Source organism: Rothia sp. HMSC071F11, assembly GCF_001809115.1.
Taxonomy (GTDB): Bacteria; Actinomycetota; Actinomycetes; order Actinomycetales; family Micrococcaceae; genus Rothia; species Rothia dentocariosa.
Genome location: NZ_KV795754.1, coordinates 399 through 20,420 on the forward strand (window position 1 = coordinate 399; position 20,022 = coordinate 20,420).

At 54.2% G+C, this 20,022-nt stretch carries 20 protein-coding genes, 3 tRNA genes and 1 pseudogene; 16 read left to right on the forward strand and 8 right to left on the reverse strand.

Annotation, left to right across the window (positions count from 1 at the left end; translation table 11 throughout):
* The 6 genes and pseudogenes from HMPREF2554_RS04135 to HMPREF2554_RS04160 form a co-directional block, all read left to right on the forward strand.
* Positions 1 to 962, forward strand: a pseudogene (locus HMPREF2554_RS04135) (hypothetical protein); the annotation flags it as partial.
* Positions 959 to 1,600 carry a hypothetical protein gene (locus tag HMPREF2554_RS04140; RefSeq protein ID WP_013397923.1) on the forward strand — a complete coding sequence of 214 codons (642 nt, stop codon included), beginning with the start codon at positions 959 to 961 and terminating at the stop codon, positions 1,598 to 1,600. The pseudogene HMPREF2554_RS04135 and the gene HMPREF2554_RS04140, both read left to right, overlap by 4 nt.
* Positions 1,601 to 1,613: 13 nt before the next feature.
* Entirely contained in the window at positions 1,614 to 2,255 is a 642-nt protein-coding gene (locus tag HMPREF2554_RS04145) for a hypothetical protein (RefSeq protein ID WP_013397922.1), read from the forward strand.
* Between the two features lie 47 nt (positions 2,256 to 2,302).
* Positions 2,303 to 2,941: a uracil phosphoribosyltransferase gene (upp, locus tag HMPREF2554_RS04150; RefSeq protein ID WP_013397921.1), complete on the forward strand. Its 639-nt coding sequence runs from the start codon at positions 2,303 to 2,305 to the stop codon at positions 2,939 to 2,941.
* 542 nt (positions 2,942 to 3,483) lie between these two features.
* Positions 3,484 to 4,251 (forward strand): winged helix-turn-helix domain-containing protein, encoded by a 768-nt coding sequence (locus HMPREF2554_RS04155; protein ID WP_004005657.1) that lies wholly within the window; start codon positions 3,484 to 3,486, stop codon positions 4,249 to 4,251.
* Between the two features lie 123 nt (positions 4,252 to 4,374).
* Positions 4,375 to 4,896 (forward strand): SixA phosphatase family protein, encoded by a 522-nt coding sequence (locus HMPREF2554_RS04160; protein ID WP_004005656.1) that lies wholly within the window; start codon positions 4,375 to 4,377, stop codon positions 4,894 to 4,896.
* A 192-nt stretch (positions 4,897 to 5,088) separates the two neighbouring features.
* Here the strand turns inward: HMPREF2554_RS04160 and HMPREF2554_RS04165 are convergent.
* Positions 5,089 to 5,180, reverse strand: a tRNA-Ser gene (locus tag HMPREF2554_RS04165).
* A 228-nt stretch (positions 5,181 to 5,408) separates the two neighbouring features.
* On the opposite strand from HMPREF2554_RS04165, the gene HMPREF2554_RS04170 reads away from it, so the two are divergent.
* From HMPREF2554_RS04170 to HMPREF2554_RS04180, 3 genes are all read left to right on the forward strand, one after another.
* Complete coding sequence (locus HMPREF2554_RS04170) at positions 5,409 to 5,978, forward strand: cell division protein FtsK (protein ID WP_070554113.1); 570 nt, start codon at positions 5,409 to 5,411, stop codon at positions 5,976 to 5,978.
* Positions 5,979 to 6,209: 231 nt separating this feature from the next.
* On the forward strand, positions 6,210 to 6,542 hold the full coding sequence (locus tag HMPREF2554_RS04175) for a DUF4190 domain-containing protein (protein WP_070554115.1): 333 nt from the start codon (positions 6,210 to 6,212) through the stop codon (positions 6,540 to 6,542).
* Between the two features lie 213 nt (positions 6,543 to 6,755).
* Positions 6,756 to 7,040 (forward strand): hypothetical protein, encoded by a 285-nt coding sequence (locus HMPREF2554_RS04180; protein WP_070554117.1) that lies wholly within the window; start codon positions 6,756 to 6,758, stop codon positions 7,038 to 7,040.
* 65 nt (positions 7,041 to 7,105) lie between these two features.
* Here HMPREF2554_RS04180 and HMPREF2554_RS04185 read toward each other — a convergent pair.
* A tRNA-Ser gene (locus HMPREF2554_RS04185) sits at positions 7,106 to 7,193 on the reverse strand.
* 149 nt (positions 7,194 to 7,342) lie between these two features.
* On the opposite strand from HMPREF2554_RS04185, the gene HMPREF2554_RS04190 reads away from it, so the two are divergent.
* The 3 genes from HMPREF2554_RS04190 (at position 7,343) to HMPREF2554_RS04200 (ending at position 10,180) form a co-directional block, all read left to right on the forward strand.
* Positions 7,343 to 8,353 (forward strand): NAD(P)H-quinone oxidoreductase, encoded by a 1,011-nt coding sequence (locus HMPREF2554_RS04190; RefSeq protein ID WP_070554200.1) that lies wholly within the window; start codon positions 7,343 to 7,345, stop codon positions 8,351 to 8,353.
* 164 nt (positions 8,354 to 8,517) lie between these two features.
* Complete coding sequence (locus tag HMPREF2554_RS04195) at positions 8,518 to 9,036, forward strand: dehydrogenase (RefSeq protein WP_070554119.1); 519 nt, start codon at positions 8,518 to 8,520, stop codon at positions 9,034 to 9,036.
* Positions 9,037 to 9,304: 268 nt separating this feature from the next.
* Positions 9,305 to 10,180 (forward strand): HpcH/HpaI aldolase/citrate lyase family protein, encoded by an 876-nt coding sequence (locus HMPREF2554_RS04200; protein WP_004005648.1) that lies wholly within the window; start codon positions 9,305 to 9,307, stop codon positions 10,178 to 10,180.
* A 94-nt stretch (positions 10,181 to 10,274) separates the two neighbouring features.
* On the opposite strand, the gene HMPREF2554_RS04205 is transcribed toward HMPREF2554_RS04200, so the two are convergent.
* From HMPREF2554_RS04205 to HMPREF2554_RS04220, 4 genes are all read right to left on the reverse strand, one after another.
* On the reverse strand, positions 10,275 to 10,469 hold the full coding sequence (locus HMPREF2554_RS04205) for a hypothetical protein (protein ID WP_013397915.1): 195 nt from the start codon (positions 10,467 to 10,469) through the stop codon (positions 10,275 to 10,277).
* Positions 10,470 to 10,782: 313 nt separating this feature from the next.
* The gene (locus HMPREF2554_RS04210; RefSeq protein WP_041321580.1) at positions 10,783 to 11,352 is read right to left on the reverse strand and encodes a DUF4865 family protein; all 570 of its coding nucleotides are present in this window, start codon (positions 11,350 to 11,352) and stop codon (positions 10,783 to 10,785) included.
* A gap of 37 nt (positions 11,353 to 11,389) precedes the next feature.
* Positions 11,390 to 11,986, reverse strand: a complete 597-nt coding sequence (locus tag HMPREF2554_RS04215) for a TetR/AcrR family transcriptional regulator (protein WP_172461374.1) — start codon at positions 11,984 to 11,986, stop codon at positions 11,390 to 11,392.
* 311 nt (positions 11,987 to 12,297) lie between these two features.
* Positions 12,298 to 12,372, reverse strand: a tRNA-Thr gene (locus tag HMPREF2554_RS04220).
* A 159-nt stretch (positions 12,373 to 12,531) separates the two neighbouring features.
* Here HMPREF2554_RS04220 and HMPREF2554_RS04225 point away from each other — a divergent pair.
* Both HMPREF2554_RS04225 and HMPREF2554_RS04230 read left to right on the forward strand, forming a co-directional pair.
* On the forward strand, positions 12,532 to 13,353 hold the full coding sequence (locus tag HMPREF2554_RS04225) for a DsbA family protein (protein ID WP_013397912.1): 822 nt from the start codon (positions 12,532 to 12,534) through the stop codon (positions 13,351 to 13,353).
* 9 nt (positions 13,354 to 13,362) lie between these two features.
* Positions 13,363 to 14,208, forward strand: coding sequence for a spermidine synthase (locus HMPREF2554_RS04230; protein ID WP_013397911.1), 846 nt, complete (start codon positions 13,363 to 13,365; stop codon positions 14,206 to 14,208).
* Between the two features lie 61 nt (positions 14,209 to 14,269).
* Here the strand turns inward: HMPREF2554_RS04230 and HMPREF2554_RS04235 are convergent, their stop codons facing one another.
* Both HMPREF2554_RS04235 and HMPREF2554_RS04240 read right to left on the reverse strand, forming a co-directional pair.
* Positions 14,270 to 15,307: an EamA family transporter gene (locus HMPREF2554_RS04235; RefSeq protein ID WP_070554121.1), complete on the reverse strand. Its 1,038-nt coding sequence runs from the start codon at positions 15,305 to 15,307 to the stop codon at positions 14,270 to 14,272.
* Between the two features lie 107 nt (positions 15,308 to 15,414).
* A complete protein-coding gene (locus HMPREF2554_RS04240) occupies positions 15,415 to 16,485 on the reverse strand; it encodes an EamA family transporter (RefSeq protein ID WP_070554123.1) in 1,071 nt (356 codons plus the stop codon).
* A 441-nt stretch (positions 16,486 to 16,926) separates the two neighbouring features.
* On the opposite strand from HMPREF2554_RS04240, the gene HMPREF2554_RS04245 reads away from it, so the two are divergent.
* Positions 16,927 to 17,814: a di- and tripeptidase gene (locus tag HMPREF2554_RS04245; RefSeq protein ID WP_070554125.1), complete on the forward strand. Its 888-nt coding sequence runs from the start codon at positions 16,927 to 16,929 to the stop codon at positions 17,812 to 17,814.
* Positions 17,815 to 18,073: 259 nt separating this feature from the next.
* Complete coding sequence (locus HMPREF2554_RS04250; RefSeq protein ID WP_070554127.1) at positions 18,074 to 19,807, forward strand: DUF5635 domain-containing protein; 1,734 nt, start codon at positions 18,074 to 18,076, stop codon at positions 19,805 to 19,807.
* Positions 19,808 to 20,022: the final 215 nt, after the last annotated feature.

Below are 20,022 nucleotides of genomic sequence, written 5' to 3' on the forward strand. Positions count from 1 at the left end.
GTACTGGTTTCTTCGCGGATGTATATGCGTTCTGTGGGAACAACCCGGTAGGGCTGATGGATCCGTGGGGTCTGAAGCCGATGTCGCCGGATGAGTTCCAGAAATACTCGCAAGAACAATACGATAAGTTCTGGAAAGGTGTTCGCAACGTCGGAGAATGGGTATTAGCCGGTACCATGATAGTTGCTGGTGCGTTGCTGTCTGTGGCTTCGTTTGCTGGTCCAATAGGTATTTTAGCTGGTGGTTTGGGCGGTGCTCTTTTAGGGGCAGGGTCTGAGATGTTCATGCAGAAGCTTGAAGGAAGGGAAAACCTGGATTGGTCTGCGATTGGGCGTGAAGCCTTAATAGGTGGCGTTTCAGGTCTTGCTGGTGGTATCGCAGCGACCGGTATGAAAGCTATTGGTAAGGTGGAACGAGGCGTTAAAGCTGCCAACGTAGCAAGTAAAGGTAAAAAAGCAGCAGAAGCTGCGAGTAAGGGGGTAATTGCTGAGCAAAAGGCACAAAAGTTAAGTCCTATGAGGAAAGCACTTTCAAGTCAGTATTCACAAGATGTTGCTAAGGGCACTGTGTCTAACGGGGTAAGTACTGCCGAAACTTACCGTTATAACTCAATGGCAAGTGGAAACTTTGATCCCGTTGCATATCTTGGTGCTGGTTCTGCGGGCGCTGGGACTGGTTTTATGGTGTCAACATTTACTGGCGGCTTGAATCGTGGTATTACTGGCGTTGCTCCGAATATGGGTAGGGGTTCGCAAGCATTAGTTAAAGGGACTATTAATGCTGCTGGTGCTTATGGTACCGCTAATGCGAATCTTGGGTTAAGTGAGGCTCTGAAGCCCAAGGAAGCTCGTAAATCTGGTGAAGATATGTTGAAAGCATCAGGTCGCAGTAGCACGTCAGCCGAAACTAAAAGTGTAGCAAAAGATACCGCAGGTTATTTATTGAAGGGTCTAAAGAAATGATATTAAATATAGCTTTAGTCCTTGCTGTTACTCAAATGCTATCTTGTGTATTAATTATTAAGGGGCATAGAAATTGGAATTACTTATGCTATAAATTTCCATACCGTGGAACTAAAGACGGTTTTTTCGGTTTTATATCAAAGGTAGTTTTAGTGTTGTGTGGTATAATGACTTTGATAAGTATCTTGCTCGTTAAATATGATCCGAATTTTAAAAATGCTCCAGTTTGGTTTTTACTTTTGGTAAGCGGTGGTTGGTATATTAGTTTGGCGCTATATTTGGATCGCAAGAACTTCTACTTACAGACAACAACCGAAGGTATATCTTGGGGTAATTTATTGTCAATTTCTTATGATGCATCATACGAAGACATTACAAAGTTTTCATACGAGACACGGGGAATCTACGGTCTTACGTGGCTTGTAGTGAAAACTAATCATGGAAAAACCTTGCGTTTTGACCCTTTACTAACAGGTTCTGGTTCGTTGATTCCACAACTGGCATTTCGGGTTGAGAATGGTTATTGGGCAAAAAGTGCAGATCCAGAAGACCAACAACTGCTTCAGAACTTTATTGATAAGCCTGAGAAGGCTCGTGAAATTCTTATGAGTTGGTCCCCTTGTGTTATAGAACGGTGATATAGGTATAGCTATGGAATTGACAGATTTAATACGAGCCCTTATACCGGTTCTTCCTGTTGTCATTATATCATTGGCAGCTTCAGTAATACCTCGTTTTATTAGCACAAAACCTCCTGTTTTTGAGCTAAAGAAAGAGGTGATATTTCGGCTCCATTGGATATACAAAATTTCTGTATTGGTCATTGATATTATCTGTTTATTGGTTGCTATATTCTTGATATGGGGATCGATAATGTCAGGTCCTAGGGTGCTTGTTGCTCCCATGTTTTGGGTAATTATAGCTATTTTCTCTATTCTGTTCTTATATATTCACAAATCTTTCAGTGATGTGTATGTGCGCATAGACTCCCAAGGCATTACCGTGAGAAAATTTTATGGGCGTAGGAAGAATATACCCTATACAGATATTTCTGAGTACATCTTTAAACCACACAGCGATAAGCTCATCATTAAAGACTTTCGGGGCAGAAAAACTCTTATCCGCCCCTTAAAAACCTCTTCGCAGTTATCCCTTTTCCACTTGGCTTTTCGCATAACTGAAGGGCGCTGGGCTCAACCGCATAGCACTGATGACCGGCGAAAACTTGAGGAATCCATCGAAACCAATAGTGGGGTACAGTACCTTTTGGATCACTCGCACGGCAAACTGTAGTAACCGGCAAACAGCACCCGCACTAGCAGGCAGAGTAAACTGAGAGTATGCGTATTAAGATTCTTGATCACCCGCTGGTGGCGCACAAGATTAGTGTGCTCCGCGATAAAAACACTCCCTCACCCACGTTCCGCCAGCTCGTCGATGAACTCGTTACCCTGCTCGCCTATGAGGCCACCCGTGAGATTCGGGTTGAGCAACGCCCTATCGAAACCCCGGTGGCGCGCACGATGGGAACCGTTATCGCTAATCCGAAGCCCCTGGTTGTGCCGATTCTGCGCGCCGGGTTAGGCATGCTTGAAGGCATGACTCGCCTGGTACCTACCGCCGAAGTCGGGTTTTTGGGTATGGCCCGTAACGAAGAGACCCTCGATATTGTCACGTACGCCGAACGTCTGCCCGAAGATTTGACCGGTCGTCAGGTGTACCTGCTCGATCCTATGCTTGCCACCGGCGGCACCTTGATTGAGGCTATTAAATTCCTGCGCGAACGTGGCGCCGAATCCATCACCTGCGTCTGCCTGATTGCTGCCCCCGAAGGTATTGCGGCTCTCGAAAAGGGCGTTGAGGGTCTGCGGAATATTGACCTGTTCCTTGCCGCTAAAGATGAGCGTCTGAACGAAAGGGCGTATATTGTGCCCGGTTTGGGCGATGCAGGCGACCGTCTCTATGGGCTGGCGCAGTAGCGCATCCTTAAGGGTCTGACGATTGCGCGTGGGCGGTCTTAGACGTCGGGTGCCGCAAACATGTGCTTTGGGACTTGATTCTGAGATTGCACGCGGGGCGTCGGTTCCTTGTCACCTTCATACTGCGGTGTGCCCCTTTCTCCACATGCATCTGCGAGTGCGGCGAAAAACACTAGTAGTGTACGAGTCGCCGGTACCCTTGGGAGCCTCCGCTCCAGAACGTGGAAATTGCGCCCGGTTCGTATGCGGTCAGGGGCTCTGAGCGCGCGGCTTTTTGGGGTATCGGTTCCGAATCTCCATGTATAATATGAGGGAGAAACGGTGCTTGTCAGCGTCGTTTCCCGGCACTGAATCAAAGTTCACGAGGGTGTGAAGCTGCGAGCAGAACGTCGCAGATACCCCAAGTTGCTTGATTTATGAGTCAAATAATAGAAATATTGATAGCAAAGGAAACGCCGCCTTTACCGCGCGGCGTTTGAGCATTCCGCATTATGCAGAATCAAGGGACCCGTACGCAACAAATCTTGAGAGAAGGTTGAACAATGTCAGGTGCAGTACCTGGATACGTCCACATCTCCCAGCGTGGTCGTGCTGCAAAGCGTCAAGTGCCGCAGCAGAACCGCACACAAGGGTCCGCAGCTACTTTGCGCCCGATGACCTTCTCCTCCGGGGATCAGCAGGGCACCCAGAAGGCAGGAGCTCAGGAGAACGAGGCGCGCGGGTTTGTGCTGTATGTGGGGCTCAATGAAGAACTTGCCGCAGCCAACGGCACATCGCTGGTGCGTATTGTGCAGGATTTGCGAACCTATGCACACCATCTGGCACCTGAGGCCGAATCCTATGCCGCTGTTGCTTTGGCTCCCGTTCATGCGGAGGGCAGCGATCTTGAGGTTGTGCGCAATGCGCTTGGCGATCCGACTGCCGTGTTCTACCAGGCTGAGCTGCACAAGCAGGCGCGTGAAGCCGAACAGCCCGCAACTCCCAGTTCCAATGGCGTTCTGATCGATTTGGCACGTCGTGAGGTGTTCCTTGATGGGGAACAGCTGATGCTCACCTTCAAAGAGTTTGAGCTTCTGGCGCATCTGGTTGAGAACTCCACCCGCACCGTGGGGCGCGATGAGCTTTTGGAGTCGCTCTGGAGTGCCGGGGACGAGCATCCCCACGAACGCACCATTGACGTGCATATTCGGCGTCTGCGTTCGAAGTTGGGGCGTCTTTCGGGAACCGTGCGTACCGTGCGCGGTCAGGGGTACCGGTTCTTTGAGCATCCCGAAGTTGTGGTGTGGGCCGCCCCCGAATACTCTATCTAGACTTTTTACGCTCGAAACCCCGCGTTCTTTCTTAAGAGCGCGGGGTTTTCACATGCCGTTTTTGTGGCGCGTTATCACGCGGCAACCCGGCGTATCGGGGTGCCTACGTTGTACTATGAAGGTATGGTTGAGAACTCACTCCGAGACGTTAAGCGCCTGATTATCATGCGTCATGCTGAAGCCGACTGGGGTATGGATGATTTCGATCGCCCACTGACTAAGCGCGGGCATCGTCAGGCTGCGGATGCGGGCTCCTGGCTCAAGCAGAAGGGCTATATTCCCGAGCAGCTGATGTCTTCGGCGGCGCTGCGCACCCGGCAGACCACCACCTGGATTTCAGATGCGCTCGGCGAGCAGGCACCTACTCCGCACCTGGACGAGGGTCTGTATGAGGTTCCTGCATCCCGGGTACTGGCGCGCATTAACGGGGTTTCTGAGAGCGTACGCACGCTTATGGTGGTGTCGCATCTGCCTGCGGTACAAGATGTGACCTTACAGCTTGCGAGCCCCGACTCTGACTACAATTCTCTGATGGACGCTTCCTATGGCTTTTCGCCTTCGTCCGTGGCAGTCTTTGAGGTGCCGGGGGAGTGGGCGCTTCTTGATGGTGCGGATGCGCGCCTTATCGACTTTATGAGCTTCTAAATCCTATCCGCAGTCGGCACACTGCGCCCGCGCCTTCTCTTCTGCTGAACCGCAGCTTTTCGACCGGGAGGAGGGCAAGGTTAGCCAGGCGGAAACAAAGCTGCATCATAAGACAGACTGCAAAATCTGATGCCTTACGCACCTAGGACGCAGCGAACCCCCGCACCTTTTACGGTTCGGGGGTTCGTTCTATGGCGGAGACGGGGGGATTTGAACCCCCGGTCGAGTTCAACCCCGACCCTTCATTAGCAGTGAAGTCCATTCGGCCGCTCTGGCACGTCTCCACGGTGCACAAAACGAGTGCATCCCTATAAGAATATCGGGAGTAAGCAGGCTGGTCAATTCGGAATTGCCGACCAAACTTCCCCCATGAGCGAAAAACAACGCGCTATAGTTAGAGTTATTGCCACGCCCATTCACGCAGGCTGAAAACGGTTCCCCAGATATTTCCTTACAGCAGGTAGACAGTGGGCAGGTCTAGTTGTCGCTTCTTGTCACCGAAAGGAATAGTTATGTCTGCGCATCACGCAGGAGAGCAACCATCTCAGTCGCAAAACCCCCATCAGGGTGAGGACGCCTACGAGAAAACTCGCCCTCTCTCTGACTCTCTGCCCGAATACACTAAGCTTTATCAGAACCAACAGCAGCCCACTCCTAGACAGCAAGACTATCAACTAGCTGTTCCTCAGCAGTACTATCACCAGTCCGCCCCTCAACAGTATTACCAACAGCCTGCTCCTCAACACTACTATCAGCAGCCGGTATATGTGCAGCCCGTGCCCATGATGACGGTTGTCCCCAAAACCCCGCAGCAGATTGCCGGTGAGCAGGCGGCACAAACCTCTTTAGCGCTGGGCATTGTTGGTTTGGTGCTCGCCCTCTTCTGGGTTACGAGTGTGATTCCACTGGGTTTGGGGATCTGGGGCGCGATTAAAGGTGCTCAGGCTTCACGCGCCGGAGTTCCCGCCGGAGGCGGCCTTGCCACCAGCTGGATTGCCCTGTCGCTGGGGGCGATTGAGACTCTGTTCTTCTTTATTCCGATGGTGGCGTTTGTGATAGCCGCTATAGCCAGCACTCGGTAGCAGCCGTGGGCTTACAGATGCAGCCCCGCGGAATCCCGATGTCGGGAGGACAGCGGGGCTTTATCGTGCATGATCTGGGCGCTTTAACGCGTATGCCGTGTTGGTACGGATTTGTTAACACGGCATGTTGGAAAGCGTGTACTTATCTTTAACCCTGTACAGTAAATAAAGCCGATAATGAAATAGATCTTATGTCCAACGATAGGATCGTCTACCCCAAGAAGGATAGTAATGTCCGAAAACTACAACTTCCAGCCCCAGCAGAACCCGCAGGGCGGATACCCTCAGCAGGGTTACCAGCAGCCGTACCCGCCGACAATTGATCCTGAAGCAATTAAAGCAGAGAAAAACGCAAAAACTTGTTCCATTGCTTCCCTTGCCCTAGGCGCTGCAGGTCTTGGGATTTTTGCCATCGGTTTTGGCATTGTCGCTGTAGTTTACTGTATTAGGGGTCTTATTGCTAATAAGGGAAAGAATGCTGGCTATACCGCTATGGCGCTTATCGGGGGTATCCTCGGTGTCTTTGATATTGTGCTGTGGTTCCTCTCAAGGTTGGTCTCGTAACCTGCAGATTCTACGCCGAAACCCCGCAGTACACCTGAGAACTCAGGCGCATCGCGGGGTTTTGTGTAGGCGGTGACTGCATACTCTGGGGCTTTGGCAGATTCTGAGAACCGCATGTCGAAAGAATGCACTCATCCTTTAACCCTGTACAGTAAATAGAAGTTTTTCTGACCTTATAACTTGGTGAAGACTCATTCATGGGATAGGAGCAGAATGTCTGATCATACTCCACAGAACGCGCAAAACAAGGAACCTGCTGCTCGGGCAAAGAGGGACGCCATGTGGAATTCACTTGCCGGGTTCCTCTTCGGGCTTGCCAGCTTGACCATAAAAAACTTCTCTCTTGTCTACGCCATAATTGCTCTGGCGCTTTCTATTTTTGCTCTAGAAAGCCTCAAAGGAAGCACCGGCAAACATGTGCTGTTGCGGAAGGCTTGGGCAATGAGTGGTGGCTTATTGAGCGTAGTGAGTATTGCGCTGTCTTTTGTGGCGAGGTAAGTGACTGTAGATAAAACCCCGCGAGGAACCTGAAAAACTCAGGCGCATCGCGGGGTTTTAGTGTGCGGATGGTAAGGGATTTGAACCCTTGAGACGGGGTTACCGCCTACTGGTTTTCAAGACCAGCTCCTTCGGCCGCTCGGACAACCATCCCGGTATTTTCCGCCCTTGGGCGGAAAAGGTACCCGCCGATTATCTCATGTTCTATGCTTTTCTGTAAATCTGAACATTGCGGTATGCCCCGAGAACACATGCTAATCTCGGTGCAGGAAGATACAGATAAGAAGGTTATTGAGGCTACTATGCGCGCCATTGTCGAGAAAGAACATGGAGATCCAGAGATTCTAACGCTCTCTGAGGTTCCGATTCCCGCCCCTGCACCCGGGCAGGTCTTGGTGCGGGTGCATGCCGCCGGGCTGAACCGGGCGGATTCCCTGCAGCGGCGCGGGCATTATCCGCCTCCTGCGGGGGCAAGCTCCGTATACGGTCTTGAGATCGCGGGTGTGGTAGAGGCTGTGGGCGAGGGCGTTGATCCCGCTCTGGTGGGCGAGCGCGTTATGGCGCTTCTTGCTGGCGGCGGTTACGCCGAGTATGCGGCGGTAGATGTGCGCCATACCCTGCCCGTTCCCAAGGGTATGAGCATGGTTGAGGCAGCGTGCATCCCGGAGGTCGCCGCGACGGTGTACTCGAATCTGGTGCTTCTGTGCGGAATGAGCCTTGATCCCGCGCAGAATAACCCGGCGGAAGATGAGCAGACTTCGCTCCTGGTGCATGGCGGTACCGGGGGCGTGGGCGTGCACGCTATTCAGCTGGCGCGCGCCGCCGGTGTGCGGGTTTTTGCGACGGTCGGTGATGACGAAAAGGCTCAGGCTGTGCGGGCGTTGGGGGCGCATCCGATTAATTACCGTACGGAGTCTTTTCGTCAGGTGATTCAGCGTGAGAGTGCCGGTCACGGCGTGAATTATATTCTTGATGTGGTGGGCGCGAAATACCTGGAAGATAATCTGCGGTCTTTAGCCGATGGTGGGCATCTGGCGACGATTGCTGTGCAGGGTGGCCGCCGCGCGGAACTTGATCTGGGTCTTATGCTGACGAAGCGCCTATCGGTGCACGGTACGTCTTTGCGATCACGGTCTGCGGATGAGAAGGCAAAAATTATGGCAGGGGTGCATGAGAACGTGTTACCGTTGCTTGAGCGCGGCGTTCTTTCGGCGAATCTTGATCGTGAATTCCCGTGGTGGCAGGCGTCGCAGGCTCATGAGTACTTTGATGCTGGTCAGCATCGCGGCAAGGTTGTTTTGCGTGTGATGTAAGTCGTGTTGTGCCGGTTTAACTGGGCTAAATGCGTGAATTTTTCGAGAGCTTAATCCCATATCAACATTTTTTGTACGACATCCTGTCACCAAAACGAGATTTAGGGTACCCTAAGTATATAGAGCTTTCTAGACGCACGACCGGCTGAGCATGAGGAGGGGCTATGGGACTCAAAGATTTCCTGCAATCACGGCGTGATGACGCGGAACTTGGGCGTGGTCTCTGGCGTCGTGCGCACGACCGGTTTATTCGCGGTATTGATCGTTTCCATCAGGTTCTTGAACGCCTTGCCGATACCGAGATGATCGAACTTATCGTGCCGGATGCGAATACTCTTGCCGATCTTATTCCGCGGGTTCGTGCCGTCGCGATGGAGGCGCAGCGTATTGCCCCCAGTGACGGCATGGATATTCCTGCCTCCCCTGAGGGTACGTTCTCGGATCTGCATCGGGCGCTCTCAAAAGCTGGTAATGCGGTAGCCCTCTGCGCTGAGGCGCTGGCGATGGCGCGGTGCTTTGGCGAGTGCAGTGTGCAGTGCCACCGCAAGATTACGGTGGAACGCCGCGTGCAGAGTGTGGTTGAGCATGTCGAGAATGCGGAACGCCTGATCGCCCGTGCACGTGATGAAAAAGCTGCACAGGCGCGTAACGAAAACCTGTCTCTGCAGACAATCTCGGTTTAACGTCATAAACGTGAAACTAGCGGCGATGTGCGAATAGTTGTGTAGTTACGAGCATCGTATGATTTCCCCGATAATTTCGGGGGTTTAGTGTCTTTTGAGGGTTTCACGTCGCGAATTATCCAACATAAAACCATATAAATCCGCGTAAAACCCCACATGACATGAGGTAACTAGAACCTTAACTAAGGTTGAGCTTAGTATAACCATCATGGACCAGACACCTACACTAAAAGCTCGGACACCAGCACATCAGGGAAAAGACCAACCAATGCTCGAATTCCATCGCAATGAACGTGCGCGCCAGCTACGCCCCAGTCTCTCTCGCTCCTGGCTTCTTGTGCGCCCTAATTCAGCCGAAAAAGACTTTGAAGAAGCGTTCGCTAGTGAAGCAGACTCCATTATTCTAGACCTCGAAGACGGCTGCCCCGAAGACGAAAAAGACGAAGCCCGCAGTCGAGTCGTCAAAATGCTTAACTCCGGCGTGGTCGCATGGGTGCGCATCAACGCTATCACCACCGAGCACTGGTGGAAAGACGTCAAAGCCCTCAAAAACACCAAAGGTCTGCGCGGCGTTATGCTCGCCACCGCAGAACACGCGACCGATATTGACCGCACCGCCTCCGAACTGCCCGCCGGAACGCCCATCATCGCGCTTATTGAATCGGCTCTCGGGGTGCACAACGCCGTCGAAATCGCCAGCGCTATCGGAACCTTCCGCATCGCCTTCGGAGCAGGCGATTACCGCCGCGATACCGGTTCCAGCGACACCCCCATGGCGCTCGCCTATGTGCGCTCGCAGCTCGTGATTGCTTCAACTCTGGGCGGTATTCCTGGCCCTATTGACGGACCATCCGTGGGTAAGTACAAGGCGGCGCTCACCGAGGCCTGCACCTACGCCACGGCCCACGGCATGACCGGAAAACTCACTCTTGACTCCGATCAGGCAGACACCATCAACCAGGCATTCTCGCCGAGTGACCACGAAATCGCCGAGGCGCACAAAATGCTTGATGTTCCCATTGACGGGCCGCACGACGGTTCATATCTGCCGCGTTACCTGCGCGCCAAGAAGGTTAAAGAACTCGCCAAAGTCTACGGGCTGTGGGGAAAGACCGAAAGCGACGCCCAGCGCGCCAACGTCTAAAGTCTTGGCATATAAACGTGAGCCGCGCATCCTGCCTCAGGTTAGGATGCGCGGCTCACGTGTTCTCTGTGCGGTACAGCTTCGCTGCGGGCGGCTAGTTGTACGGAGTCCTGCCGCCGGTAAAGGCATAGGCGCAAATATAGGAGGTCACAACCCCCAGCACGATGGGAACGGCAATAATGGTGTCTTCACCGAAAATCCATCGATAAAAGAACCACAGCGCACAACACGGTATCAGCAGAAGCACGAATACCAACCCAAAACGCTGGGTCTGTTTTTTATGACGCATGATGCCCCTCTCGAAGTGCAAACAAAACGGTAAAACTCTTTTCCTTATTGTACGGGTTTTCAAGGGTAATCGGGTTTATTGTGTGTCTATCCTGGATATTTTCGCCTTACCAAGAGCAGGTGGCTATTTGATAGGTGGGCCAGCTGAGGTGCTCTAGCAAGAAAGTTTAGGAATCAGAAACCGATGATAACCATTAACTCTCAGACCGTCTGGCGTCAAACCACTCCGCCCCTGCAAAACCGTCCCAGAACAGGTAAAACGCCGCCCGAACACCTCCCAGCAAAGTTGGGGTTCGTGCTGAGTGGTTTCCTGATCAGCGGGAGTCAATATCGGCGGTCGAGACGTGGAGGACCTCATAGGAGGTGGTTTTCGGTTGTGCGTGGTCGGGGTTGGCACTGCTGAGTTCAACCTGGATGAGTTTCCAAGTTGTGATGTCGACTGCGGCCAGGCGGCAGAGCGTGTTAGCGTTCTGTCCGTTAAGGAAGTCCGCAGTCAGGGGCTCTATGATTTCAGACGGTGCGGTAAACTCGGGCAGGGTGACAGTTTGGATATTGAGGCTGCGTGCTTGGGTGAGAGGTGTATTTCCTTTGAGGAGTTTGTGGACTGTCCAATCTTGGATGGGGTGACGGCCGAAATCGCGCACAATTGATGAGTACCCAGGCTCTCCCCAGCAGAAAGATCGCATTCCCTCTGTATCGTTCCAGACGTAAAATGGTGCGTAGCAGTTTTCCATGGCTCCTTTGGCTTTCTCCTGGATAAGGTAAGCTTTGAATTCCAGTCCCGGATATCCATCCATCAAGTGCCCAGTGCGACGGACGCGGTCCCTGATGATCTCCATATCGTAGTTCGTTGGAAGCTGGACACGGTACTGCATTGAATACATACGTCTTTCCCCATTTCTTCTTAGCTCATGTGGTTACTCACTCAGAATGATCCGACGCCTCGGTAGTCAGAGGTACTGTGGCCTTGCGTAGGAGCGCAGCAGCCCCTTCAACCGCCGCATCAAAGGCATCCGTATCTCGTGTGGCACGTGCTAGCACATAGCCTCCTTGTACTGTTGCTACCACCAGTGAAGCCAGATTGCGGGCATCAATGTCTGCTGCAAACTCGCCTTGGTCTCTGCCTCGCTCAAAGAGTACTGTGAGAGCTTCGAGCAGCCACACAAACGTGCGTTTGACAGGCTCGATGAGTTCCGGGGTGTTCAAGACATCGGCATCGAATGTCATTCTTCCCATGCGGCACCCCTTTAGAACATCGCGCTGTCGACGCAGATAAGCTGTTGCTATTTCATAAGCACTACCATCTGTCGCAAGCAGCTTTTCTGTGTCGTGACGCATGGAATGGGCGCTGCATTCTAGAGCTACCACGGCCAGTTCCTGCTTATTAGTGAAGTGGTGGTACATACTGCCCTGACCAGCACCTGATCGGCGCATAATATCTTTCGGGCTGGTTGCCGAATACCCCTGTTCCCATAGGAGATCCTGGGTTGCCTCCACAAGTCGAGTCCTGCTGTCCATAACCATAACTGTACATACTAGTAGTTACAATTTGCAAGCTTAGCGCCTTCACATTGGATTCCAGCTCACACATAGGTCTCAGCCAAACACCGTAAACCTTTTGATATGGGGTGTCCTATTTGGTGGCAACCGGCGACGAAGCCTCCCCTGACCCGATTGCCGTAGCTCTCTGGGTCTCAGGGATGCTCGTAGGTCGGACCGCTGCCGACCGAGTATCCGAGCCTCGCAAAAACCGCGCCAGAACAGCAAAAACGCCACCCTGGACACCTCCCGGCTGGACCGGGATTTCTTGTACCAGAGTGACGTGCGAATGGAGCCCCCTGTGGGATTCGAACCCACGACCTTTTCTTTACGAGGGAAATGCTCTACCCCTGAGCTAAGGAGGCACACGATATACGACCTATATGGCGCTTATACCATCGCCAATATTAGCAGAGATTACAGGGTAGGGCGAATATGACCCATAACTCGAAAGGGGTGCGTTCCCCCGCAATATATGGGAGGATGAAAAGTAAGTCTATTATCTTTACGGTAAAGGAACCCTCATGACATCTATGCTCAATCGCCGTACCGCGCTTTCGCTCGGGGTACCCGCTCTCGCAGTCGTATTCTCCGCATGCGGTAACGCGACCTCAAATTCCGGGTCGAGTGCATCCGCAAGCGGTAGTTCAAGCTCTAACGCCAGCTCAAGCGGCTCAGCAAGCAGCGCTCCCTCGGGCGATGCTTCCGGCAGCGCTAGCGCCGGGGGAGAGGCAAGCGCATCCGGTTCGGCTTCAGCCTCGGGTGACTCCGCCAAAATGACCGCTACCAAAGTTGGCGAGCGTGACGAGGTTGGATACCACCTCAACACCCCCAAGCAGGGTGCGCCCACCGTGACCCTGTACACCGACTATCAGTGCCCTTACTGCGCCAAGGCCGAACCCACCTATGAGAAGGTCGCCAAGGATCTTGAGGGCACCATGAATGTGACCGTGCGCAATATGCCGCTGTCCCAAATTCACAAGAATGCTATTGCCGCCGCGCAGGCCGTGCAGGCGGCAGAACTTCAGGATAAGCACCTGGAGATGGCGAATAAGCTTTTTGAAACTCAGGACAGCTGGAAGAATATTACCGAGCAGACCGAGTTTGCGGGAGTTCTCCTCAGCTATGCTCAGGAACTTGGGCTGGAGGAGGAGAAATTCAAGACCGACATGACTGATCCAAAAACCATCGACTTGATCAAGAGCGATTTTGAGTACGGCCGAAAGATCGGCGTGAAGGGCACCCCCCAATTTGCGGTGAACGACAAGCCTCTTGAGAATGTGGATTCTTCGACCTCCGCTGAGGATATGGTCAAAGAATTCAAGAAAGCAGCCGGGCTGAGCTAGTCTTTCGTGATGGATGAAAGACAGCGAGAGCGTGCCGCGCTGGGCGTTCATCTGAGTGTGAGCGGCCAGCGCGGTCGCATTCTTGAGGACGGATTCAGCGAGCACGGCTATGTGCTTGAGATCGGCGGTGCCGAACAATCCCATGTTGATGCTGCTGATGCGACCGTCGTGTTTTACGAGTATTTGCGGCGCATTGCCAATGTGCTGGATGTACTCGAACCGCCGCGCGAACCCGTGACGGCTCTTCATCTGGGGGCCGGGGCGCTCACGCTTGCCCGCTATGTGCAGGCCACGCGCCCGGGGTCTTCGCAAGTGGCTGTCGATTATGAGCCGCAGCTGATGGGGTTTGTGACCGAGGTGCTGCCGTTGCCCGCAGGTACCCGGTGCGAGTTCGTGGTTGCGGATGCGCGCGCCGTACTCCCCGAAATTCCCACGCTTTTCTGCGCTCACGCCGCATCCGACGACGGCATTTTTCGCGGGATCGACGCCATTATTCTTGATATTTTTACGGGCATGGATGCGCCCGAACACCTTGCCAACGCCGGCTACTACGCCGAGCTGCGTGAGCTCCTGAGCGCTCGCGGGGTACTCGCCGTGAACGTGGGCGATGATGCCGGGCTGCCCTTCTTCCAACAGCAGGCACGCGCCCTATTGGACACGTTCGAGCATGTGTGGTGCCTGTGCGATTCTTCCATGCTGAGCGGTGAACACGAGGGGAACCTGGTGCTGATCGCAACCGCACGCGAACTCGACGAAGACACCGCCGATGCGCTGTTCGCGCGGGGACCGCATCCGGCGGAGGTGCTGGGTACCGAAGAACTGCGGGATTTTCTGGGGTACCTGGCCGGGCAATAGCCGCCCGAGAAACGCCGTTTGCTGCAGAACCGATCCGGCACGCAGCGTAGTATCCCGCAGTCTACTCCGGCAGCGGTAGGGGAGAGGTATGCTCGGGAGGCTCGTTCCTCCGGTAAGAACCCGAGACCTCGTCCGTACTCGCCGAACCCCCAGTCGTTTGGGTAATTCCGATACTTGCTGTGATCAGCAGGATAATCGCAACCCAGCGCATCAGACCGGTTTCCTGGCCCAACAGCGCCCATCCCGCGAGCGCCGCAATCGCCGGTTCCAGGCTGAGAAGCACGCTGAAGACCTGTTCGGGAAGGTGCCGCAGGGCTGCCAACTCGCTGCTGTACGGTACGACCGATGCCAGCAGGGAGGTTCCGATGATGAAGAGCACCAGTTGGGTATCGTGCGTAACGCTCCAGAGCGCTACGGGGCCGGGGAAAAGCAGGGCCCCGGGGACCACGCAGATGGCACCCACGGCCATTGCTACGGCGAGTCCGCTTGCACCGGGCACGAGTTCGCCGACCGAGGCGCTTGAGCGAATGTAGAGCGCCCAGAATGCGCCCGCAATCAGGGCGTATAGTACACCCAGCAGGTCCGTTTCCTGCCCGTGTACCGCCTCGAAACCGAGTACCGCCATGCCTGCCGCCGCGCAGAATACCCACACTAGGTCGCGTTTACGCCGCGTGAGGATAGAGGCCAGTACGAGCGGACCGGTAAACTCGACCGCCACCGCCAGCCCGAGCGGGATGCGAGCCAGCGCATTGTAGAAGAAGCCATTCATGAGCCCGAGCGTGACACCAAAAATGAGCATGGCACGCCACTGGCGGGAAGACCAGCCTAAGAATCCGTCGGATGTTTTTGCGGGTACTGCCATATATGCGGTTTGTGCACCTGCCCGATGCGCCCGCCAGCGCCCGGCAATCCAGACCGCCGCTCCTACCGTGATTGCGGCGAGAATCAGACGCAGTGTTGTGACGAGCCACGGACCAAAAAGCGGAAAAAGGTGCACCGCGAAAGCCGCGCCGAATTGCAGAGAAAGGCATGAGATGACCACAAAAATGATGCCGACGGTGGGGCGCTTGCGGCGACTATGAGGGGTGAGGCTGGTCAAGGAACCTCCTGGGGATCACAACGACAACAGGCGGCGGTATGCGAATAATGGTAACGCAGCCTGCGTACTGTTGTAACCTAGGGCATACCCCAAATGTGAAGGATATTCTACGTTGGGGAGGAGCCTTCTGACTGGGTTTCTTTAGCTTGTCGGTCGAGCTTGATCTGTTCGGTGGTGGGCAGGGTAATCACGCCGGTCTTCTGCACAATATCGGCACCGATGCTGTCAACCGCGCCAGGCAGGAAGTGCGTAATTGTCTCTGCCGTACCTTCCTCAAGGGCTCGGCGTTCCACCCGAGCGTGAGATATCGTGATCCCGATACTCGCTGTAATCAGCAGCGCAATTGCAACCCAGCGCACCGCATCGGTGGGTTCTTGCAGAATAATAACGCCCACCAGTGCCGCCGCCGCAGGTTCCAGCGAAAGCACCACGCTGTATACATTCGAGGGGAGCATGCGAAGCGCCGAAATCTCGCCCAGTGCGGGAAGCGCGGATGCCAGAAGTCCCATCGCAAAACCAAGCGCCAGTAAGGCGGGGTCGGTGATAACTTTCCCTAAATGATTGCCCGTGATGAAGAAGGGGAACGGGATAACTAAGAGTGTGGAGACAAGATTGCCCATCACCATACCGCCCATCCCCGGAATTGTGGCGCCCACACGCTCTGTTGCCAGAATATAGGCGGCACGAGAAACGGCGGTGAGAATAGCGAAAAATATACCTATCAGTGCAAAATCTTCGGGCTTTGACTGCGACTCTGCCGTCAAAATAGCCATACCGGTAAAGGAAAGAAGAATCCAGATCAGGTCGAGTTTTCTTCGCGAAAGAACCGTTGCCAACACGAGCGGACCCATAAACTCGATAGCCACCGCGATCGCCAGCGGAACCTGCTGAATTGCCACATAGAAGAAAGCGTTCGCGCCGAAAAGCGCAACCCCCAAGACGATCACGGCAAGCCACTGCGGGCGCGTCCATTGACGAACTTGTGGGCGGAAAAAGAGATACAGCAGAAGTGACGAGGTGATCATGCGCAGAGCCACCACGCCCCACGCGCCCAGATCGCCCATCATCGTCTTAGCGAGCGCAGAACCGAACTGTGCCGAAATGATGGCGCCGATAGCATACGCCATACCGAGGCCCTGAGTCGCCAGTGGCGAGCGCGCCGAAGCAGGAGCAGACATATAGGTTCCTTACTGTGTGAAGGCCGGTGTTAGAGCCATTGCTGAACACCGCAGAAGACGCGTCGGAGCGCCTGAGTGAACGAGTGTGTTGTGTAACCTAGCTCAATTCTAAGCCCTCGGGGCGAAAAGCCGAACTAAAAAGTCATACCGTGAAATTTACTCCATTATGAAACCTGCCGAAGATAAACGGCGGAAAGAGCTATGCCGCTTTGAGATACCAGGTCTGGGCTTGGGCGTAGATACCGTACCGATGGGTTAGCGGGCAAGATTTATGTCATATGTAGTGTGCACAGGTAGAGCCGGGGAAAGTAGTTCTTGACGCACTAAAATTCCAGGCCAGGGGCGTGTCATGAACGCGACGGAATACTCGCTAGGCGGAATAAGCACCGTTTTTGCAGGATGCGGTACCTACTTTGAGTCAAAACGTGCTTTACTGACATTATGCTAGACCCGAAAAAGTCACTTTTTGACGATAACGGCAATCCCCGCCCGGCACTCACCAAAACGCTTGATACCGTTCTGCGCGTTCAGCGCCCCCTGGCGCTGTCGATGGTGAAAAGTTTGCGGGCGGCGCATCCGGATGAAACCCCCGAAAAGATTCTGCGGCGCCTTGAACGCAACTATCTGCGTGACGTGACCGCGATCGGCGGGGTGACGGGCGCATCCGCCTTCGTGCCCGGAATCGGAACCGTGACCTCGATGAGCCTTTCGGCGCTCGCGGTTGGCGGGTACCTGGAAAGGACCGCGCTGTTCGCCCAAGCGGTGGCTGAGCTGCACGGCGTGCACGTGGAGAACCCCGAGGTTGCACGTTCGATGGTGATGGCGATTATGCTCGGCGAAGAAGGCTCGCAGCTGATGAATACCGTGCTGCTGCAGACCGGGAAGGCGAGCGGTGTTTCCAATCGGTGGGGCATGCTGCTGGGCGGTAAGTCGGCGGGCAAGACTTTTAGTGTGGAACGCACGATTCGCAATATGTTTATCAAGCGTTTCTTGACCCGCCAGAGCGGAGCTCTGCTGGGGCGTGCCCTGCCGTTTGGCGTGGGTGCGGTGGTCGGCGGCGGCGCAAACTTGGCGCTGGGGCGTGACGTGGTGAAGAGCGCCCGTAATGCGTTTGGTGATGCTCCCGCGTTTTTCCCAGCTGAGCTGATGCTTACTCCGCGTGCCCCCAAGTTTACGTCTGACGAGCAGAAAAACTCTCACGGACCCAAGGTTACGCGAGCACTGACCAGTAAGTTCAAGCGCACCAAGGCCGATACGAAGAACCACGATGCGCACGCTCACGGGCTGCAGAACCCTGGCGCGCAGCATCGCAAGACGATGGGGGACTAGAAGAAACTAGCCCCTTGCCCCTGCCCGCCGGTATTTCGCGGGTAAGAGTGCCCGTTTTGCCGCGGTTTTCACGAGACTACACGGGAGATTGTTAGATTAGCGGGGTGCTAATCTAACAGTTTTCCGTCAAAGTGCGAAAAGTTGTTAGATTAGAGCATCCTTAATCTAACAACTTTTTGTGTTTTTAGGTAGACTTGATGGTGACGTTGGTCAAGAAGAACACTCCAACCACCCTGAAACCTACTGTTGTGGAGACGGCATGATACTTTCAGAACGCAGGCGAGACCTTGAAAAACAGGTCGCCGAAATCCTTGCTTCGTATCGAGACGGGCAGCTTCACGCAAACCGGGAGAGCGCATCCATAGATTTCAAAGAGGAAGCAGGACGCCGAGGCGCTGGCGGTATTCTTCTGCCCGGCGAAACACGCAACGCTGAAGCAGCATCAAAACTTGCAGATGAAGTCGCCTGCTTTGCCAATACACCCGGCGGAGGCGCTCTGATCCTAGGTGTTGAAGACAGTCATGGAACGGTACTGGGAACCGAGCTTGATACTGAATGGTTGCGCCAGCGTATTGATGAGGCGGTACAGGTCGCCCCCGATATTGTGGAACACCACCTTGGCGGAGCCCAGGGTCTGCGCGTGCTGGTTCTCTACGTACCCCAGGCCAAAGAGCCTGTGTATGATACCGGCAATAAGCTGCGGTGGCGCGTTGGGGATCACTGCAAGCCTATTGACCGTTCCCTTTGGTGGGAACACCGTGAAAATATGCGGGAATACGACGAAATGGCTCAAAGCACCCGCTACACGCCTGAAGATATTCCACGCTCCACCATGAACTATGTGCGCGCCCTGCTCGGAGCCGATACAGCCCTCACGGACCGTGAGGTCTTGCAGCGTTTGGGCGCACTGCGTTCCGATGGAAAGCTCTCGCAAGCCGCCGCGCTCACCCTGTGCCCCGCATCCCGAACCCTGCTTGAACTCACTATCTTCGACGTTCCCGCCGGGTCAATCCTCAATACTGTGCGACCCGACGCTGACCTGCCGCTGCTGGAACAAATACGGCAGATCGAGCAGGCTCTGCAAAACGTGAATACACAAATTACGCTTCCCACCGGGTTTGCGCACCGCACAGTCCGGCAGGTTCCCGAAAACGCTGTGCGCGAGGCTATTCTCAACGGCATTATTCACCGCGACTGGAACAGCTCTGAACCTACCGATATCCGCTGGATTACACTCGATAATACCCTCGTGGTGCGAAGCCCAGGCGGATTTTACGGTGGAGTTACTGCGGATAATGTGCTCAGCAATCGTTCTGCACGATACCCCGCGCTCGCCGACCTATTCCGTGCCCTGACCCTTGTGGAGAAACAAGGAGTGGGGGTTGATCGGATGTACCAGTCCATGATGATTCTTGGGCATCTGCCCCCTATCTTCGAGGAAGTGGCGGGTCCGCATATTGAATGTACGCTCGTGGGAGGAACACCAGTACTGCCTGTATTGGAAGTCGCCTCTGCGATTGTTCCCACCGCACGTCAGAAAGACGTGGGAATCGCTATTATTCTCAGCTATTTGATGCAGCACCCTTTTATCACATTGAAAACTTTGGCCGAACGTCTGCAATCTTCTGAAGAATCAGCGGCGCTCACGCTGCGGGCTGCCGAACAGACCGTTATTGAGGGTGTTCCGCTGGTAACCCGTCTTAAAGAGCAACAGGTGTGGGTTCTGGGCGAAGGTGCGCTTAACCTTGCTCAGAATGCTCGGGGCGAGAACGACCACTATGTGCTGCCCTATCTGTCACGATCCTCGCAGGCTATGCACGATGTGATTCGGACCTGGTGCGACCTCACCGGTGCAATCACAACGGGAGATTTGATGGAGCTGACGCATATAGCCCGCGGTACCGCCAAAAGGGCTTTAGACGCTCTAGTCGATGAAGGTACTCTAAGGCAGGAAGGACAAGGTCGTTCCACAAGGTACGTTATGGTTCATTAGGGGCGGTAATCTGCTGAATTTCTGTAGGTGGAGTAGTTGATGTTAGATTAGCGGGGTGATAATCTAACAGTTTTCCGTCAAAGTGCGAAAAGTTGTTAGATTAGAGCATCCTTAATCTAACAACTTTTTGTGTTGAGGTGGAAAACTGGCGAATAATGGGTGTTCTATAGCCCCTACCGAAACCGTAAAAAGGCTCTTTATTCACATAAAGCATT

Excerpts from the sequence above, each read along its gene's own strand:
- HMPREF2554_RS04140 (WP_013397923.1), top strand. The coding sequence starts at position 959 with ATGATATTAAATATAGCTTTAGTCCTTGCTGTTACTCAAATGCTATCT.
- HMPREF2554_RS04145 (WP_013397922.1), top strand. The coding sequence starts at position 1,614 with ATGGAATTGACAGATTTAATACGAGCCCTTATACCGGTTCTTCCTGTT.
- upp (WP_013397921.1), top strand. The coding sequence starts at position 2,303 with ATGCGTATTAAGATTCTTGATCACCCGCTGGTGGCGCACAAGATTAGT.
- HMPREF2554_RS04155 (WP_004005657.1), top strand. The coding sequence starts at position 3,484 with ATGTCAGGTGCAGTACCTGGATACGTCCACATCTCCCAGCGTGGTCGT.
- HMPREF2554_RS04160 (WP_004005656.1), top strand. The coding sequence starts at position 4,375 with ATGGTTGAGAACTCACTCCGAGACGTTAAGCGCCTGATTATCATGCGT.
- HMPREF2554_RS04170 (WP_070554113.1), top strand. The coding sequence starts at position 5,409 with ATGTCTGCGCATCACGCAGGAGAGCAACCATCTCAGTCGCAAAACCCC.
- HMPREF2554_RS04175 (WP_070554115.1), top strand. The coding sequence starts at position 6,210 with ATGTCCGAAAACTACAACTTCCAGCCCCAGCAGAACCCGCAGGGCGGA.
- HMPREF2554_RS04180 (WP_070554117.1), top strand. The coding sequence starts at position 6,756 with ATGTCTGATCATACTCCACAGAACGCGCAAAACAAGGAACCTGCTGCT.
- HMPREF2554_RS04190 (WP_070554200.1), top strand. The coding sequence starts at position 7,343 with ATGCGCGCCATTGTCGAGAAAGAACATGGAGATCCAGAGATTCTAACG.
- HMPREF2554_RS04195 (WP_070554119.1), top strand. The coding sequence starts at position 8,518 with ATGGGACTCAAAGATTTCCTGCAATCACGGCGTGATGACGCGGAACTT.
- HMPREF2554_RS04200 (WP_004005648.1), top strand. The coding sequence starts at position 9,305 with ATGCTCGAATTCCATCGCAATGAACGTGCGCGCCAGCTACGCCCCAGT.
- HMPREF2554_RS04205 (WP_013397915.1), bottom strand. The coding sequence starts at position 10,469 with ATGCGTCATAAAAAACAGACCCAGCGTTTTGGGTTGGTATTCGTGCTT.
- HMPREF2554_RS04210 (WP_041321580.1), bottom strand. The coding sequence starts at position 11,352 with ATGTATTCAATGCAGTACCGTGTCCAGCTTCCAACGAACTACGATATG.
- HMPREF2554_RS04215 (WP_172461374.1), bottom strand. The coding sequence starts at position 11,986 with ATGGACAGCAGGACTCGACTTGTGGAGGCAACCCAGGATCTCCTATGG.
- HMPREF2554_RS04225 (WP_013397912.1), top strand. The coding sequence starts at position 12,532 with ATGACATCTATGCTCAATCGCCGTACCGCGCTTTCGCTCGGGGTACCC.
- HMPREF2554_RS04230 (WP_013397911.1), top strand. The coding sequence starts at position 13,363 with ATGGATGAAAGACAGCGAGAGCGTGCCGCGCTGGGCGTTCATCTGAGT.
- HMPREF2554_RS04240 (WP_070554123.1), bottom strand. The coding sequence starts at position 16,485 with ATGTCTGCTCCTGCTTCGGCGCGCTCGCCACTGGCGACTCAGGGCCTC.
- HMPREF2554_RS04245 (WP_070554125.1), top strand. The coding sequence starts at position 16,927 with ATGCTAGACCCGAAAAAGTCACTTTTTGACGATAACGGCAATCCCCGC.
- HMPREF2554_RS04250 (WP_070554127.1), top strand. The coding sequence starts at position 18,074 with ATGATACTTTCAGAACGCAGGCGAGACCTTGAAAAACAGGTCGCCGAA.